Annotated in this window: 11 protein-coding genes; 5 read left to right on the top strand and 6 right to left on the bottom strand. The window is 72.5% G+C overall.

Annotated elements, in window-relative coordinates; genetic code table 11:
• Positions 1 to 76 precede the first annotated feature (76 nt).
• The 3 genes from HLK59_RS41760 to HLK59_RS41750 form a co-directional block, all read right to left on the bottom strand.
• Complete coding sequence (locus HLK59_RS41760) at positions 77 to 1441, bottom strand: phosphomannomutase/phosphoglucomutase (protein ID WP_171146883.1); 1365 nt, start codon at positions 1439 to 1441, stop codon at positions 77 to 79.
• A gap of 102 nt (positions 1442 to 1543) precedes the next feature.
• The gene (locus tag HLK59_RS41755) at positions 1544 to 3160 is read right to left on the bottom strand and encodes an L-lactate permease (protein WP_171146882.1); all 1617 of its coding nucleotides are present in this window, start codon (positions 3158 to 3160) and stop codon (positions 1544 to 1546) included.
• A 179-nt stretch (positions 3161 to 3339) separates the two neighbouring features.
• Positions 3340 to 3810 (bottom strand): DUF3499 domain-containing protein, encoded by a 471-nt coding sequence (locus HLK59_RS41750; protein ID WP_171146881.1) that lies wholly within the window; start codon positions 3808 to 3810, stop codon positions 3340 to 3342.
• Positions 3811 to 4053: 243 nt separating this feature from the next.
• Between HLK59_RS41750 and HLK59_RS41745 the strand changes: the two genes are divergently transcribed.
• A complete protein-coding gene (locus HLK59_RS41745; protein ID WP_171146884.1) occupies positions 4054 to 4497 on the top strand; it encodes a metallopeptidase family protein in 444 nt (147 codons plus the stop codon).
• A gap of 4 nt (positions 4498 to 4501) precedes the next feature.
• On the opposite strand, the gene HLK59_RS41740 is transcribed toward HLK59_RS41745, so the two are convergent.
• From HLK59_RS41740 to HLK59_RS41730, 3 genes are all read right to left on the bottom strand, one after another.
• Positions 4502 to 5992, bottom strand: coding sequence for a DUF5719 family protein (locus HLK59_RS41740; RefSeq protein ID WP_171146880.1), 1491 nt, complete (start codon positions 5990 to 5992; stop codon positions 4502 to 4504).
• Positions 5989 to 9621 carry a glycosyltransferase gene (locus HLK59_RS41735; protein ID WP_171146879.1) on the bottom strand — a complete coding sequence of 1211 codons (3633 nt, stop codon included), beginning with the start codon at positions 9619 to 9621 and terminating at the stop codon, positions 5989 to 5991. Before HLK59_RS41735 ends, HLK59_RS41740 begins: the two co-directional genes overlap by 4 nt.
• Positions 9622 to 9797: 176 nt before the next feature.
• Entirely contained in the window at positions 9798 to 10061 is a 264-nt protein-coding gene (locus tag HLK59_RS41730; protein WP_164338682.1) for a WhiB family transcriptional regulator, read from the bottom strand.
• Positions 10062 to 10655: 594 nt separating this feature from the next.
• On the opposite strand from HLK59_RS41730, the gene HLK59_RS41725 reads away from it, so the two are divergent.
• The 4 genes from HLK59_RS41725 to HLK59_RS41710 all read left to right on the top strand — a co-directional run.
• A complete protein-coding gene (locus HLK59_RS41725) occupies positions 10656 to 11168 on the top strand; it encodes a cysteine dioxygenase family protein (protein WP_171146878.1) in 513 nt (170 codons plus the stop codon).
• Between the two features lie 34 nt (positions 11169 to 11202).
• On the top strand, positions 11203 to 12162 hold the full coding sequence (gene cofD, locus HLK59_RS41720; RefSeq protein ID WP_171146877.1) for a 2-phospho-L-lactate transferase: 960 nt from the start codon (positions 11203 to 11205) through the stop codon (positions 12160 to 12162).
• The gene (locus HLK59_RS41715) at positions 12159 to 13460 is read left to right on the top strand and encodes a coenzyme F420-0:L-glutamate ligase (RefSeq protein ID WP_171146876.1); all 1302 of its coding nucleotides are present in this window, start codon (positions 12159 to 12161) and stop codon (positions 13458 to 13460) included. Before cofD ends, HLK59_RS41715 begins: the two co-directional genes overlap by 4 nt.
• Before the next feature lie 81 nt (positions 13461 to 13541).
• The coding region (locus HLK59_RS41710) for a DNA-3-methyladenine glycosylase 2 family protein (protein WP_171146875.1) at positions 13542 to 14528 on the top strand (987 nt) is incomplete at its 3' end.

The raw sequence follows: 14528 nt of genomic DNA, 5'->3' as shown, positions 1-14528 counted from the left end.
CCCCTTCGACCCCGCACCCAGGGGGCTCCGCCCCCTGCACCCCCGCTCCTCAGACGCCGGAGAGGCTGCGGTGCTCTCAGCCCCTGATGATCCCCAGCACCTCGTCCCGGATCTTCGCCATGGTCGCCTCGTCCCGGGCCTCCGCGTTCAGCCGCAGCAGGGGCTCCGTGTTGGACGGGCGGACGTTGAACCACCAGTCCGCCGAGCTGACTGTGAGGCCGTCGAGTTCGTCCAGGGTGATGCCTTCCCGGGTCTCGTAGGCGGAGCGGATCGCTGCCAGGCGGCCGGTCTGGTCGGCGACCGTGGAGTTGATCTCGCCGGAGCCGGTGTAGCGGTCGTACTCGGCCACGAGGGCGGACAGGGGGCCCTGCTGGCCGCCGAGGGCGGCGAGGACGTGGAGGGCGGCGAGCATGCCCGTGTCGGCGTTCCAGAAGTCCTTGAAGTAGTAGTGGGCGGAGTGTTCGCCGCCGAAGATCGCGCCGGACTTCGCCATCTCGGCCTTGATGAAGGAGTGGCCCACGCGCGTGCGTACCGGGGTGCCGCCGTGCTCCTCGACGACCTCGGGCACGGACCAGGAGGTGATCAGGTTGTGGATGATCACGCCGCTGCCGCCGTTCCTGGCGAGCTCGCGTGCGGCGACCAGCGCGGTGATGGCCGACGGGGAGACCGGGTCGCCGTTCTCGTCGACGACGAAGCAGCGGTCGGCGTCGCCGTCGAAGGCGATGCCGAGGTCGGCGGACTCCTCACGCACGCGCTTCTGGAGGTCCACGATGTTCGCCGGGTCGAGGGGGTTGGCCTCGTGGTTCGGGAACGTGCCGTCCAGTTCGAAGTACATCGGGACGACGGTCAGGGGCAGGCCCGCGAAGACCGTGGGGACCGTGTGGCCGCCCATGCCGTTGCCCGCGTCCACGACGACCTTCAGGGGGCGGACGGCGGTCAGGTCGACCAGGCCCCGCAGGTGGGCCGCGTAGTCCTCCAGGGTGTCCCGCCGGGTGATCGTGCCCTGTGTCGCCGCCGGGGCCGGGGCGTCCGAGTCGAGCCAGCCCTCGGCCAGCTCGCGGATCTCGGCGAGACCGGTGTCCTGGCCGACCGGGGCGGCGCCCGCGCGGCACATCTTGATGCCGTTGTACTGGGCCGGGTTGTGCGAGGCGGTGAACATCGCGCCCGGCAGGTCGAGCGCGCCCGAGGCGTAGTACAGCTGGTCGGTGGAGCACAGGCCGATCTCGGTGACGTCGACGCCCTGCGCGGCCGCCCCGCGCGCGAAGGCCCGCGACAGACCGGGGGACGAGGGCCGCATGTCGTGCCCGACCACGATCGCGCTCGCGCCGGTCACCCGGACGAAGGCGACCCCGAAGAGCTCGGCCAGCGTCTCGTCCCACTGGTCGGGGACGACACCGCGCACGTCGTACGCCTTCACGAGCTGTGACAGATCAGCAGCCACGGCCTAACCCTTCTCAAAGTCCTGTCGGTCGCCCCAAACTACCCGCCCCCACCGACAGCGGTGCTGTGCGTCCCCTGAGTGGAACCTGGACGTAACCTCAGGTCAGGGCAGCATCCACGCCAGAACCGGCGAGCTCTGCCCGACCACGACGAGGCACATCACCAGCAGCAGCCCCAGGCTCCAGGGCAGCACCTTGCGCAGCAGGTCCCCTTCGCGGCCGGCGAGCCCGACGGCGGCGCAGGCGATGGTGAGGTTCTGCGGGGAGATCATCTTGCCGAGGACGCCGCCCGAGCTGTTCGCGGCGGCCAGGAGTTCCGGCGAGAGCCCCGACTCGCGGGCCGCGGTCACCTGGAGCGCTCCGAACAGCGCGTTGGCCGAGGTGTCGGAGCCGGAGACGGCCACGCCGAACCAGCCCAGCACCGGGGAGAGGAAGGCGAGTCCGGCGCCCGCGGCCGCCACGAAGTGGCCGATGGTGGCCGCCTGTCCGGAGAGGTTCATGACGTACGCGAGGGCCAGCACCGAGGTGACGGTCAGGATCGCGAACCTCAACTCGTGGACGGTGGCGAGCCATTCCCTGACCGCCACGCGTGCGTGCACGCCGAGGACGACCGCCGTGCACACCCCGGCGAGCAGCACGAGCGTGCCGCCGGTGGCCACGACCGGCCAGGTGAACACGTTGCCGCCGACCGGGTCGCCGTCGGGGTTCACGACGTTCAGGAAGGGCCAGTCGTAGGTCTGGGTCGCATTCGCCAGGCGGTCCTTGACGACGGGGATCTGCGCGAGGGAGAAGATCACGACGATCAGGGCGTACGGGGCGTAGGCGCGCACGACCTCACCGCGCGGGTCGGCCTCGTCGAGTTCCTCGCTGCGGCTGCCGGTCAGCACGGACGCGCGTACGGACTCGGTGGCGGGCACGCGTGCGCGGGGCACGGCGACGAGGGCGGCGGCGCCCAGCAAGGCGGCGCCGATGTCGGCGAGTTGGGCGGAGACGTAGTTGGAGGCGACGAACTGGCCGACGGCGAAGGCGGTTCCGCACGCCAGGGCGGGCACCCAGGTCTCCCTGAGACCGCGCCGTCCGTCGACGAGGAAGACCAGCACGAGCGGCACCACGAGGGCCAGCAGCGGGGTTTGGCGCCCCACCACGGACGCGACGGTGTCCAGGGGCAGTTCGGTCACCTGGGCGAGTGTCACGACCGGTGTGCCCATCGCGCCGAAGGCGACCGGCGCGGTGTTGGCGACCAGTGCGACGACCGCCGCGCGCACCGGGTCGAAGCCGAGGGCGACGAGCATGACCGAGCAGATCGCGACGGGCGCCCCGAAGCCGGCGAGGGCCTCCAGCAGGGCGCCGAAACAGAAGGCGACGACGAGGGCCTGGATGCGCGGGTCGTCGGAGAGCCGCCCGAAGGAGCGGCGCAGGATGTCGAAGTGCCGGGTGCGGACGGTCATCCGGTACACCCACAGGGCGTTGACGACGATCCACAGGATGGGGAAGAGGCCGAAGACGACTCCCTGGGCGCCGCTGGAGAGCGTCTGCCCCAGGGGCATGCCGTACGCGAGCCAGGCGACCAGAACGGCCGCCAGAAGGCCGGTGAGGCCCGCGAGATGGGCTTTGAGGCGCACGCCGCCGAGCAGGACGAGGACGATCACCAGTGGCAGGGTGGCGACGAGGGCGGACAGGCCCAGTGATCCGGCGACGGGTTCCAGTTGCTGGACGTACACGGGCGCCTCCCCGATCCGGTTCCGCTCGATTCCGCCATGCGGAAAGCGATTTCTCGTTTCGGCTGAGGAAATGGTCGTGTCCGCGACAAGCGACCGTCAATGGGCGCGCGTCACTGAGCGGAACATGCACCGAACGCACACAAGAACAGGGGCGGTTGGACGAGCTCGGGTGAACCGGCTCAGTTGTCGGGCGAGCGCAGCACCCGCAGATGGCCGCGGCGCGCGACCTCAATCGGGTCCGCCGCACGTCCCCCGCCGGCCCGGGCCGCGCGCTCCTGCGGACGGGCCGCCTCACGGACCGCGTTGGCAAGCGCTTCCAGGTCATCGCCGCTGGGGCGGGCAGGAGTCGAACTGTCGAGGAGCCGGACGACCTCCCAGCCACGCGGGGCGGTGAGGCGCTCGGAATGCTCGGCGCACAGGTCGTAGCAGTGGGGTTCGGCGTAGGTGGCGAGCGGGCCGAGGACCGCGGTCGAGTCGGCGTAGACGTACGTCAGCGTCGCGACGGCGGGGCGGCCGCAAGCGGTGCGCGAACAGCGACGTACAGGGCTCACGACGTTGGACGGTACCGCACTCTTGAGCGGGCCGCGACGACTCTCCCCCAGGTCACTCCACCGTGTCGTGGCGCGTAACGCCCCACCGGTCTCTCCCATCACACCTTCCCGACCTGCACAGATACCGCTTTCTGTGATCTCGGGCGAGACACGGCCCGATCATCACTCGGTACAAACAAGGTCAATTGCCTTGAGATCACCGGTCTCACAGAGATACGGAATCGAGCCCAACCTTGGCTGGAATGGTCATCCTGCGACATGCCGTACGAGGCGGCCGAAGACCGCCCGGACACCGCGTGGGCTCGGGCACCCGGTCCCGCCGGGGACTACGCTTCACCAGTGATGGACAACCCCGTACCGCCCCGTGCCGCCGGCCCCGGGCCCCGCCGACGTGATCGCCACGGCAGGGGCATGCGCGGCCCGATCGCGCCGCCCCAGGTACCGCTCGCGGCAAGCCGTGCCGAGGCGTTCGCGGACCTGGTGCAGGACTCCGTGGAGCGCCTGGAACGACGGTGGCCGCAGCTCGCCGACATCGATTTCCTCGTGCTGGAAGTACCCCGGCTGGAGGGCGAGGCCTGGAACGACGAGGCGGTCCCCCTCGGCGGCACGATTCCCGCGCGCGAGGGACGGCCCGCGCGCGTGGTGGTGTACCGGCGCCCCGTGGAGATCCGCACCAAGGGCCGCGACGAACGCGCGGCCCTGGTGCACGAGGTCGTCGTCGAGCAGGTCGCCGAGCTGCTGGGCCTCACACCCGAGACCGTCGACCCGCGCTACGGCGAGGACTGACCGGCTACTTCTGCAGCACCGACAGGTCCTGGTCGGCCCGCGGCACCTCGACCATGCCCCGGTCGTCCGGCAGCGTCTGCACCGTGAAGCCCGGGATGCCGTCCTCCGTGACCGCCAGGGTCCGGGCCGCGTAGACCGGGCCGCCGGACACCGGCTCGACGGTCAGCGCGTACGTGCCCTTCAGACCGCTCGGGACCGGCAGTTCGACGTCCTGTGTGGTGCCGCCCTTGATCGTGTACGTCTTCGAGGCCGCCGTGCCACCGCCGCTGCCCGCCGACGCGGTCACCTTGACCTGCGCGCCGCGGCCGGGGGCCACGAGGGACAGCGTGGTGCCCTTGGCGCTGTTGCCGACGGCCGTCGCGCGCGTGCCCACCGCGCGCGTGGCGGGGATGAAAGCGGTCTCCTTCGCGTCGCCCTTGCCCCGGGTGACCCGCACCGCGGCGACGACCGGCACGGACTGGTCGGTCGGCGTCAGCACCAGCGAACCGGCCTCCCCGCGCATGACGTCACCCAGGTCGACCGCGGTCGTCATACCCGCCTTGACGTGCAGCGTCTCGCTCCCGGCCGGCGTGATCAGCCCCGACGGAGAGGCGAGCTTCACCTTCAGGTCGGCGTCGGCGTCACCGGGCGTGAAGACGACCAGGCGTACGTCGGTGGCGTCCTTGGGGATGCCCGGCAGCACGAGGCTGCCCGCCGGGTCCGTGGACGCGGCCAGCCAGTCGCCGCCGATCTTGTCGTCCAGAGCCTGCACGGCGGCCCCGACCCGCCCGCTGCGGACGTTGACGTGCACGGTCAGGTTGGTCTGCTCGTCGCTGACCAGCGTGGACAGCAGGATCGGCTCGCTGGAGTGCGGCGGGACGGTGATGTCCTCGCCGGCTGGGGCCTCCACGGCACCGTCCTTGCCGTACAGCTCGATGTCGACGACGGCCGCCGAGTCGTCGGGGTTGGTCAGGTGGACGTAGTCGGTGCGGTCGGCGTCGGTGCTGGCGCCGGGGAACCAGAACTCCGTGTCGGCCTCGGTGCAGTTGACGCCCTGCAGGCCGCGTCCGGTGCCGGCGGCGACCTCGGTGGTCTCCTGCACGGTCCAGCCGGGGGCGAACTGCCCCTCGGCGGTGCCGATGAGCGCCGGGGACTCACCGCCCGAGGTGTCGCCCGTGACCGGGGTGCCGGGCTCCTTGGGGGTGAGGACCGGCTTCTCGGTCTTCTTCTTTCCGGACTTCTTCCCGCTCTCCGACTCCTGTGCGACGGAGACGAGTTCGGCCTTGCCGTCGCTCCCCGTGCCCTTGGTGACGGGCGTGAAGGACGTGTACGACGTCTCGGCGAGGTCGGAGGTGCTCGGGCTCGGGCAGAGCAGGCTCGTGCGCTCCACGGGCAGCTCGGTGGCCGTCGTGGCGGTGTCCGTGCCGGACGCGTCGGGCGTGGTGAGCGTGGCGAACCCGGTGACGGCGGCGAGGGCGGTCGTGCAGGCGATCAGGGACACGGTGGTGCGGTTCACTGCTGGCTCCCGTCGGGGTGCTCGCCGCCGTGCTGCTGCGGCTGCGCCGGGTCGTACGTCGCGTCGTAACCCTGGTCGTACGGCTGCCCGTACTGGTCGTACGACGGTTGCTGCGCCTGTCCGCCGTACGCGTACGGGTCGTACTGGCCGCCCTGATAGGGGTCCGCGTAGTTCTGCTGGTCGTAGCCGCCCGCCGGGTACTGCTGGGCGGCCTGGTACTGGTCACCGCCGTAGGAGCCGTACTCGGCGCCCGCGTAACTCGCCTGGTCCCACTCGCCGTAGGCCTGCTGCGGAACCGGCACCGGGGTCTCCTCCGAGGGAGGAGCGACGGACTCGTCGCCCTGGGCGGTCTCCTCGGCCTCCGCCTGGGCGCGCAGGCGGCGGGCGCGGCGGCCCTCGCCCTCCGTCGCCTGGGCGGGGATCGCGCGCTCCTCCTCGGGGAGGTCGTCGTCGATGTCGCGGCGTCGGCCCGGCAGGGCGAGCACCACGAGGACGACCGCGAGGGAACCTTGCGCCCACAGCCAGGCGGTGTGGGTGATCGGGTCGTCGTAGACGACGTCCAGTGTGCCGCCGGAGGACGGGAGTTCGAAGCCCTGGGCCCAGCCGTCGACCGTCTTGGCGGCCAGCGGCCTGCCGTCCAGGGTGGCCGTCCAGCCCTCGGCGACGGAGTCGGCGAGCCGCAGGGTGCGGCCCGCGGCGCCGGCCGGGATGGTGGTGTGGATCTCGACGGGGCCGGCGGCGACGAGCGTCGGGGTGCCGGAGCCGCTGACGATGGTGGCGCGGGCGACGTCCTGGTCGACGCGCCACAGCGCGCTGCCGTTCTGCTCGCTGAGCCGGGTCAGGCCCGGGGTGGCGTCCAGGACCCGGGCGACCTCGCGCGGGGCGCCCTTGTGGACCAGGACGTAACGCACCGCGAACTTGCCGAGCTGGTCGGACTGGTCGGCTCCGGAACCGGCGACGAGGTTGGCGACGACCTTGTCGAGGCGGCTGTTCTCGCCGTCGGCGGTGGTGAGTTCGGCGTCGCCGAGGCGGGCGCCGGAACCGCGGACCAGCATGTAGCCGACGTGGGCCGTGGAGTCGCTGTCCAGGACGAGGGTGCGGGCCCGGTCGCGGTTGTTGCTGTCCTCGGCGACGAACGCGGGCACCTGGACCGGGTCGCGTCGCTCCAGGGGGCCGTCGGCGCCGCGGAGCATCCAGCCGGCCGCGACGAGCAGCGGGCCCGCGGCGGCGGCGAAGGCGATCAGCGCGGCGACCGGCTGGCGCCAGCCGAAGCTCTGCTCGGCGACACGCGAGCGTGCGCCGTCGGCGCCGAGCACGGCGGCCGCCAGCAGCGCGAGGCCGTAGACGAGGGTGGCCGGGCCCGCCCAGGTGGAGCCGTTGGACAGGACCGCGAAGACGAGGCCCACCAGGGCGACCGCCCAGGCCGTCCAGATTCCGAACTGACGCTCCGAGCGCAGCAGGGCGGCCAGCGCGGCCAGCACGACGCCGATGAGCATCAGCCCGCTGACCGTGCCGGGGCCACCGGGGCTGGCGCCGAGCAGGTCGAGGGCGGAGGCGGCCGAGGAGCCGTACGCGAGGCCGGCCTCGTCGAAGAAGCCGAACGGGAGCAGGGTCAGCGACCAGGGCGCGAGGATCAGCAGGGGCGTGCCGAGCTGGGCCAGGAAGCGCAGGCCGTAGGCGGTGATGTCGGCTCGGCGCACGGCCAGGACGCCGAGGCCGAGGAGCAGCGCGATGGGCCAGATGATCGGCGTGAACGCGGTGGTGACCGTCAGCAGCAGGGCGTACGCCCAGGTGGCGCGCCAACTGCCGCGGGCGTCCGAGGTGTTCGTGAGGCCGGAGGCCGCGATGCCCGCGCGGGCGATGAGCGGCAGCAGGATCGCGAGGACGGCGGTGCCGAGACGGCCGCCGGCGAGCGCGCCGGTGGCCGCGGGCAGGAAGGCGTAGACGACGGCCGCCCAGGCGCGCAGGAGCCGCGACTCGACCAGCGGGCGGGAGGCGAAGTAGGCCGTGAGGCCGGCCAGTGGCACCGAGCAGACGAGGAGGACCGTGATGGCGAGCCCCGTCGACCCGAACAGCACGGAGGCGAGCATCGCGACGATCGCCAGGTACGGCGGCGCCGACGTGGTCCCTCCGGCGCCGACCGCGTGCCAGGAGTCGAGGTAGCGCGACCACAGCTCACCGGAGTCGGCCGGGGCGGGCAGCAGGGCGCCGCCCGTGAGCGCGCCGCCGCCGAGGAGTTCACGGCAGGCGGCCAGCGAGACGAGCAGCAGCACCAGGAAGAGCACCGGTCCCGGCTTGCGGGCGACGCGCTTGACGCGGGCGAACTGCTCGATCTCCAGGAAGTCGGCGTCGTCGCCGCCGGGTCCGGACTCGACCGCGCCGCCGTGCCGTCCCGCGCCCGAGGTGGCTTCGGGGTCGGAGCTGCCGAACAGTTCACCGGCGGCCTGTTCCACGGTGGCCCGCACGGTCGCGCCGGGCGGCGGGAACAGCGGCCGCATCTCGTCCTTGTCGACCACCGGCGCGCCGCGCCTGCGGCGCCCGGCGATGATCCGCTCGGGCCGCAGCAGGGTGCCGAGCAGACCGCGGATCTCGTCGAGGGCCTGCCCGGGGACCTTGCCGACGAGGTTGGCGACCGTGCGCAGCACTGTGCCGACGACGAGTCGCAGCAGGACCCAGGGCAGCACGGCCGCACGGCTGTTGACGAGCAGGGTGTAGGCGGCGCCCGCCTTGTCGACCTTGTGCGGGGAGGCCGCGGTGCGGCCCACGCAGTCGACGGCGCGGCGCTCGCGGGAGGCCGCCTCGGCGTGGCGTACGACCGCCTCGGGGGCGACGAGGACGCGGTGGCCGGCCGCCGTGGCGCGCCAGCACAGGTCGACGTCGTCGCGCATCAGGGGCAGCCGTCGGTCGAAGCCGCCGAGTTCGTCGAAGACGTCGCGGCGCACGAGCATGCCGGCGGTGGAGACGGCGAGCACGGGCCGGACGTGGTCGTGCTGGCCCTGGTCCTGTTCGCGGCGGTCCAGGCCGGTCCATCGGCGCCCGGAGTGGGCGATGGTGACGCCGACCTCGAGGAGCTGGCGCCTGTCGTACCAGCCGCGGAGCTTGGGGCCCACGACGGCGACGTCGTCCCGGCCGAGCTCCATCTCGTTCTCCACGACCCGCAGCAGCTGGGCCAGGGCGTCGGGTTCGGGGGCGCAGTCGTCGTGCAGCAGCCACAGCCACTGCACGGGTTCACCGTGCGGCAGCTCCGGCATGTCGTAGGCGTCGTCGCGCCACGTGCGCGTGACGGGGTCCCAGCCGCTGGGCCGCTTCAGGTACGGCAGCTCATCGGGGGTGAGGAGGGGCGCGCTGCGGTTGGCCTCCTCGACGGCCTGGCCGAAGCCGGTGCGGCGGGCGAGGTGCAGCACGTGGTCCGCTCCGAGGGCCTCGGTGACCAGCTGCGCGGAGTCGTCCGCGCTGCCGGTGTCGGCGGCCATGGCGAACTGGACGGGGCGCTCCTGGCCGAGCAGCCCGGCGAGCGCGTCGGGCAGCCAGCGGGCGCCGTCGTGGGAGACGAGGACCGCGGTCACCACATGACGCGGAAACTCGGGAGCGGCAGCGTCGTGAGCTGCCGTGTGGCTGTGCACGGACATCGAGGTACGGGCCCCGGTTCGGTGGACTGCGGTGGACGCCTGTGCCCCCTGGGGGCGGCGAGGTGTCTCGGACGAGCGCCCACACTATCGGCTGGGCATGACGGCGGCCCGCCGCCTGTGGATAACCCAGTTGCGACGGGCCGTTCAAGGCCTGCCTGTGGACCCGCTGCGACCGCTCAGACGGCCGCCTTCTTCAGGCGGCGGCGCTCCCGCTCGGACAGGCCGCCCCAGATGCCGAACCGCTCGTCGTTGGCGAGGGCGTACTCGAGGCACTCGGAGCGGACTTCACAAGCCAGGCAGACCTTCTTGGCCTCACGGGTGGAGCCACCCTTCTCGGGGAAGAAGGACTCGGGGTCGGTCTGGGCGCACAGCGCGCGCTCCTGCCAGCCGAGTTCCTCATCCGCGTCGTCGACCAGCAGTTCCTGCACCAGCTCGGTCATGTGCGCCCCTCGTCTGTCTTCCACGTCCCCGTGATGTAGCCGTAACCGATTTCGGCTGAACGACACGAGTGAAATTACAAGTGTGCTGCTCCGGGCGAGTCAAGCCGAGATCTGCTATTGGGCCCCTTATTCACTCTGCGGAACCAAGGCCTAGCGGAAAGTGTTCAAATCGCCATAAACCTTGACAAGCAGATGGGGCCCGGGGGAACTTGCGACCCGCGCAGGACCTGTACGGAGAAGGACGCCCAGAACTTCGATCCCGTTCCGCGCGCCCGGTTGTGCGCCATGTGTCCCGGTAGGCGTGTGAACAAACCTTTCGCCTCACAGATGAACCGGATGAGGTGAAACCTGTCCCACATGCCGGTGTCGAGTTGACAGTGCCGGGTGTGAGCCGCTGTCCTTGTGGGCATGCTCGCGAACTTGGCACTCACCTCGACCCGCACCGCCGGGTCCCACGGTGCCGCCCGCGCGCGCTGTAGCTGTTGCTGTCCCAGCTGTTGAGCGACACCCGCTCCGGCTGAAGGCCGAGTCGCCCCGCGACTCGGCTCTTCTGTTCCCCTCTGACCTTCTTTCACTGAGGAACCAGCGCATCCCATGAACAGCGACAACGACCTCCAGATCGCCGGCGACATCCTCGAGGTCCCGCATCTGCTCCAGACTCCGCGCGAGCACCCGGCCACCGTCGCCGAGTTCGTCGGCCTGGCCCGCTCGATCGCCGCCGACCGCTCCCAGTGGGAGCACCTGGTGCACTACGACGCGGCGTCGCGCTGGTACCACCGGCTGCGCACCGGTCCGGGCTACGAGGTGTGGCTGCTGTCCTGGGTGCCCGGTCAGGGCAGCGGACTGCACGACCACGGCCGGTCCTCCGGGGTGCTGACCGTCCTGGACGGCGAGCTGACCGAGCGGACGGAGCGGGGCACGCGCGCGTTGGGGACGGGCTCGCAGCGGGTGTTCGCGCCGGGCTATGTGCACGAGGTCGTCAACGACACGCTGGAGCCGGCGGTCAGCCTGCACGTCTACTACCCCGGTCTGACGGAGATGCCGATGCACACCGCGTGCACCGCGGCCCCCGCGACGTACGACGAGGTGGACGTCGTGACCGCCTGACGCGTTGTCGTACCCGCCTGCGAGACTTGGGCGCATGCGCATTGTGGTTCTGGCAGGCGGCATCGGTGGTGCCCGGTTCCTGCGCGGTCTGAAGCAGGCCGTGCCGGACGCGGACATCACGGTCATCGGCAACACCGGGGACGACATCCACCTCTTCGGGCTGAAGGTCTGCCCGGACCTCGACACGGTGATGTACACGCTCGGCGGCGGCATCAACGAGGAGCAGGGCTGGGGTCGGGCCGACGAGACCTTCCATCTCAAGGAGGAGCTCGCGGCCTACGGCGTGGGCCCGGAGTGGTTCGGACTGGGCGACCGGGACTTCGCCACGCACATCGTGCGGACGCAGATGATCGGCGCCGGATTCGCGCTCAGCGCGGTCACCGAGGCGCTCTGCGACCGCTGGCAGCCGGGCGTCCGGCTGATCCCGATGTCCGACGACCGCGTGGAGACGCATGTGGCCGTCGAGGTGGACGGCGAGCGCAAGGCGATCCACTTCCAGGAGTACTGGGTGCGGCTGCGGGCCTCGGTCCCGGCGGAGGCGATCGTGCCGGTGGGCGCGGAGCAGGCCAAGCCCGCGCCGGGCGTCCTGGAGGCCATCGCCGAGGCGGACGTGATCCTCTTCCCGCCGTCCAACCCCGTCGTCTCGGTCGGCACGATCCTCGCGGTGCCCGGCATCCGCGAGGCGATCGCCGAGGCCGGGGTGCCGGTGGTCGGGCTCTCCCCCATCGTCGGGGACGCGCCCGTGCGCGGGATGGCCGACAAGGTGCTCGCCGCGGTGGGCGTGGAGTCGACGGCCGCGGCGGTGGCCGAGCACTACGGCTCGGGGCTGCTGGACGGCTGGCTCGTCGACACCGTGGACGCCAGCTCCGTGGCGCGGATCGAGACGGCGGGGATCCGCTGCCGGGCCGTACCGCTGATGATGACGGACCTCGACGCGACCACCGAGATGGCCCGCGAGGCGCTGGCGCTGGCGGAGGAGGTACGCGCGTCGTGACCACGGACGGTTTCCGCGCCTGGGCCGTGCCCGGCCTCCCCGAGATAGCGCCCGGCGACGACCTCGCCAAGCTGATCGCCGCCGCCGAGCCCGGCCTCGCCGACGGTGACGTCCTCCTCGTGACCTCGAAGATCGTCTCCAAGGCGGAGGGCCGGATCGTCGAAGCGGCCGACCGGGAGGCGGCGATCGACGCCGAGACGGTCCGGGTGGTGGCCAGACGCGGCGCCCTGCGGATCGTCGAGAACCGGCAGGGCCTGATCATGGCGGCGGCCGGGGTCGACGCCTCCAACACTCCCGCCGGCACGGTCCTGTTGCTGCCCGAGGACCCGGACGCCGCCGCCCGCGCGATCCGCGAGGGCCTGCGCGACCTGCTCGGCGTCAGCGTCGGGGTCGTCGTCACCGACACCTTCGGACGGCCGTGGCGCGCGGGGCTCACGGATGTGGCGATCGGCGCCGCGGGCGTGCGGGTGCTCGACGATCTGCGGGGCGGCACGGACGCGTACGGCAATCCGCTGAGCGCGACCGTCGTCGCCACGGCCGATGAGCTCGCCGCGGCCGGCGACCTGGTGAAGGGCAAGGCCGCCGGGCTGCCCGTCGCGGTCGTGCGCGGACTGGCGCATGTGGTGGCCGAGGAGCACGGAGAGGGGGCGGGCGCCATGGTGCGCGGGGCGCGCGACGACATGTTCCGACTGGGCACCTCCGAGGCGGTACGGCAGGCGGTGACCCAGCGCCGTACGGTACGGGCCTTCACGGACGAGCCGGTCGACCCCGGCGCGGTGCGCCGCGCGGTCGCCGCGGCCGTGACGGCTCCGGCGCCGCACCACACGACACCGTGGCGTTTCGTGCTGCTGGAGTCCGCGGAGTCGCGGACCCGGCTGCTGGACGCGATGCGGGACGCCTGGATCGGGGATCTGCGGCGGGACGGCAAGAGCGAGGAGTCGATCGCCAAGCGGGTGAAGCGCGGGGACGTACTGCGCAACGCGCCGTACCTGGTGGTGCCGTGTCTCGTCATGGACGGTTCGCACGACTACGGCGATCCGCGGCGCGACGGCGCCGAGCGGGAGATGTTCGTCGTCGCGACCGGGGCCGGGGTGCAGAACTTCCTCGTCGCGCTGGCCGGGGAGCGGCTGGGGTCGGCGTGGGTGTCCTCGACGATGTTCTGCCGGGACGTGGTGCGCGAGGTGCTCGGGCTGCCCCGGGACTGGGATCCCATGGGCGCGGTGGCGGTCGGGCATCCGGCCGAGGACCCGAGGCCGCGTCCGGACCGGGACGCGGGGATGTTCATCGAGGTGCGGTGAGGACGGCCCGCGTCCCTCTACCCTCGACGGGACCCTCGTAGGACTCTCGCAGGCCCTCTTCACCTCACCCGGGACTTCATCGTGGCTGGACGGTTCACCCCGCGGCCCACGCGTACGACCGTGCGCGGCGGGCATGTCGCCGTGCCCGGGGGTGTGCCGCGGCCGGCGGCGGCGCCGGGGCGGGTGCGGACGTGGGTGCCCGAGGGGCCGCTGGATCTGGGGCTGGTGCTCGGGCCGTTGCGGCGGGGGCCCGCCGATCCGACGTTCCGGGCGATGCCGGACGGGTCGGTGTGGCGGACCAGTCTCACGCCCGCCGGGCCGGGGACGCTGCGGGTCTCCGCGGGCGGTGGTCAGGTGCGCGGGGAGGCGTGGGGGCCGGGGGCTCAGTGGCTGCTCGACGGGTTGCCGTCGCTGCTGGGTGCTGCCGACGACCCGGCTGCCTTCGCGCCTCGGCACCGGTTGGTGGCTGCCACGCAGCATCGGCGGCCGGGGCTGCGGCTGACGCGGACGGGGCTGGTGCTGGAGTCGCTGATCCCGTCGGTCCTCGAACAGAAGGTCACGACCGACGAGGCGTATCGGGCCTGGCGGTCGCTGGTACGGAAGTACGGCGAGCCCGCGCCGGGGCCCGCGGCCGGTGGACGGCTGTTCGTGATGCCCGCTCCCCGGACGTGGGCGCTGATCCCGTCCTGGGAGTGGCATCGGGCCGGGGTCGACGACAAGCGGGCGTCGACGATCCTGCGGGCGGTCCGGGTCGCCGCCCGGCTGGAGCAGGCGATGGGGATGGAGCCGGCCGAGGCGCAGGCCCGGCTGGAGGTCGTGCCGGGGATCGGGCCGTGGACGTCCGCGGAGGTCGTGCAGCGCAGCCATGGGGCGGCGGACGCGGTGACCGTGGGGGATCTGCATCTGCCGGGGATCGTCGGGTGGGCTCTGGCCGGGGACCGGGACGCGGACGACTCCGTGATGCTGTCGTTGCTGGAGCCGTATGCGGGGCAGCGGCATCGGGCGGCGCGGTTGATCCTGTTGAGCGGGCGGACGCCGGCGCGGCGGGCGCCGCGGATGCCTCGGGGG

This window comes from Streptomyces sp. S3(2020), from assembly GCF_013044505.1.
Classification (GTDB): domain Bacteria; phylum Actinomycetota; class Actinomycetes; order Streptomycetales; family Streptomycetaceae; genus Streptomyces.
Note: the sequence above shows the minus strand (reverse complement) of the source record. Positions and strands in the feature narration are given on the sequence as shown.

Excerpts from the sequence above, each read along its gene's own strand:
- HLK59_RS41750 (WP_171146881.1), bottom strand. The coding sequence starts at position 3,810 with ATGGGAGAGACCGGTGGGGCGTTACGCGCCACGACACGGTGGAGTGAC.
- HLK59_RS41745 (WP_171146884.1), top strand. The coding sequence starts at position 4,054 with ATGGACAACCCCGTACCGCCCCGTGCCGCCGGCCCCGGGCCCCGCCGA.
- HLK59_RS41735 (WP_171146879.1), bottom strand. The coding sequence starts at position 9,621 with ATGTCCGTGCACAGCCACACGGCAGCTCACGACGCTGCCGCTCCCGAG.
- HLK59_RS41730 (WP_164338682.1), bottom strand. The coding sequence starts at position 10,061 with ATGACCGAGCTGGTGCAGGAACTGCTGGTCGACGACGCGGATGAGGAA.
- HLK59_RS41725 (WP_171146878.1), top strand. The coding sequence starts at position 10,656 with ATGAACAGCGACAACGACCTCCAGATCGCCGGCGACATCCTCGAGGTC.
- cofD (WP_171146877.1), top strand. The coding sequence starts at position 11,203 with ATGCGCATTGTGGTTCTGGCAGGCGGCATCGGTGGTGCCCGGTTCCTG.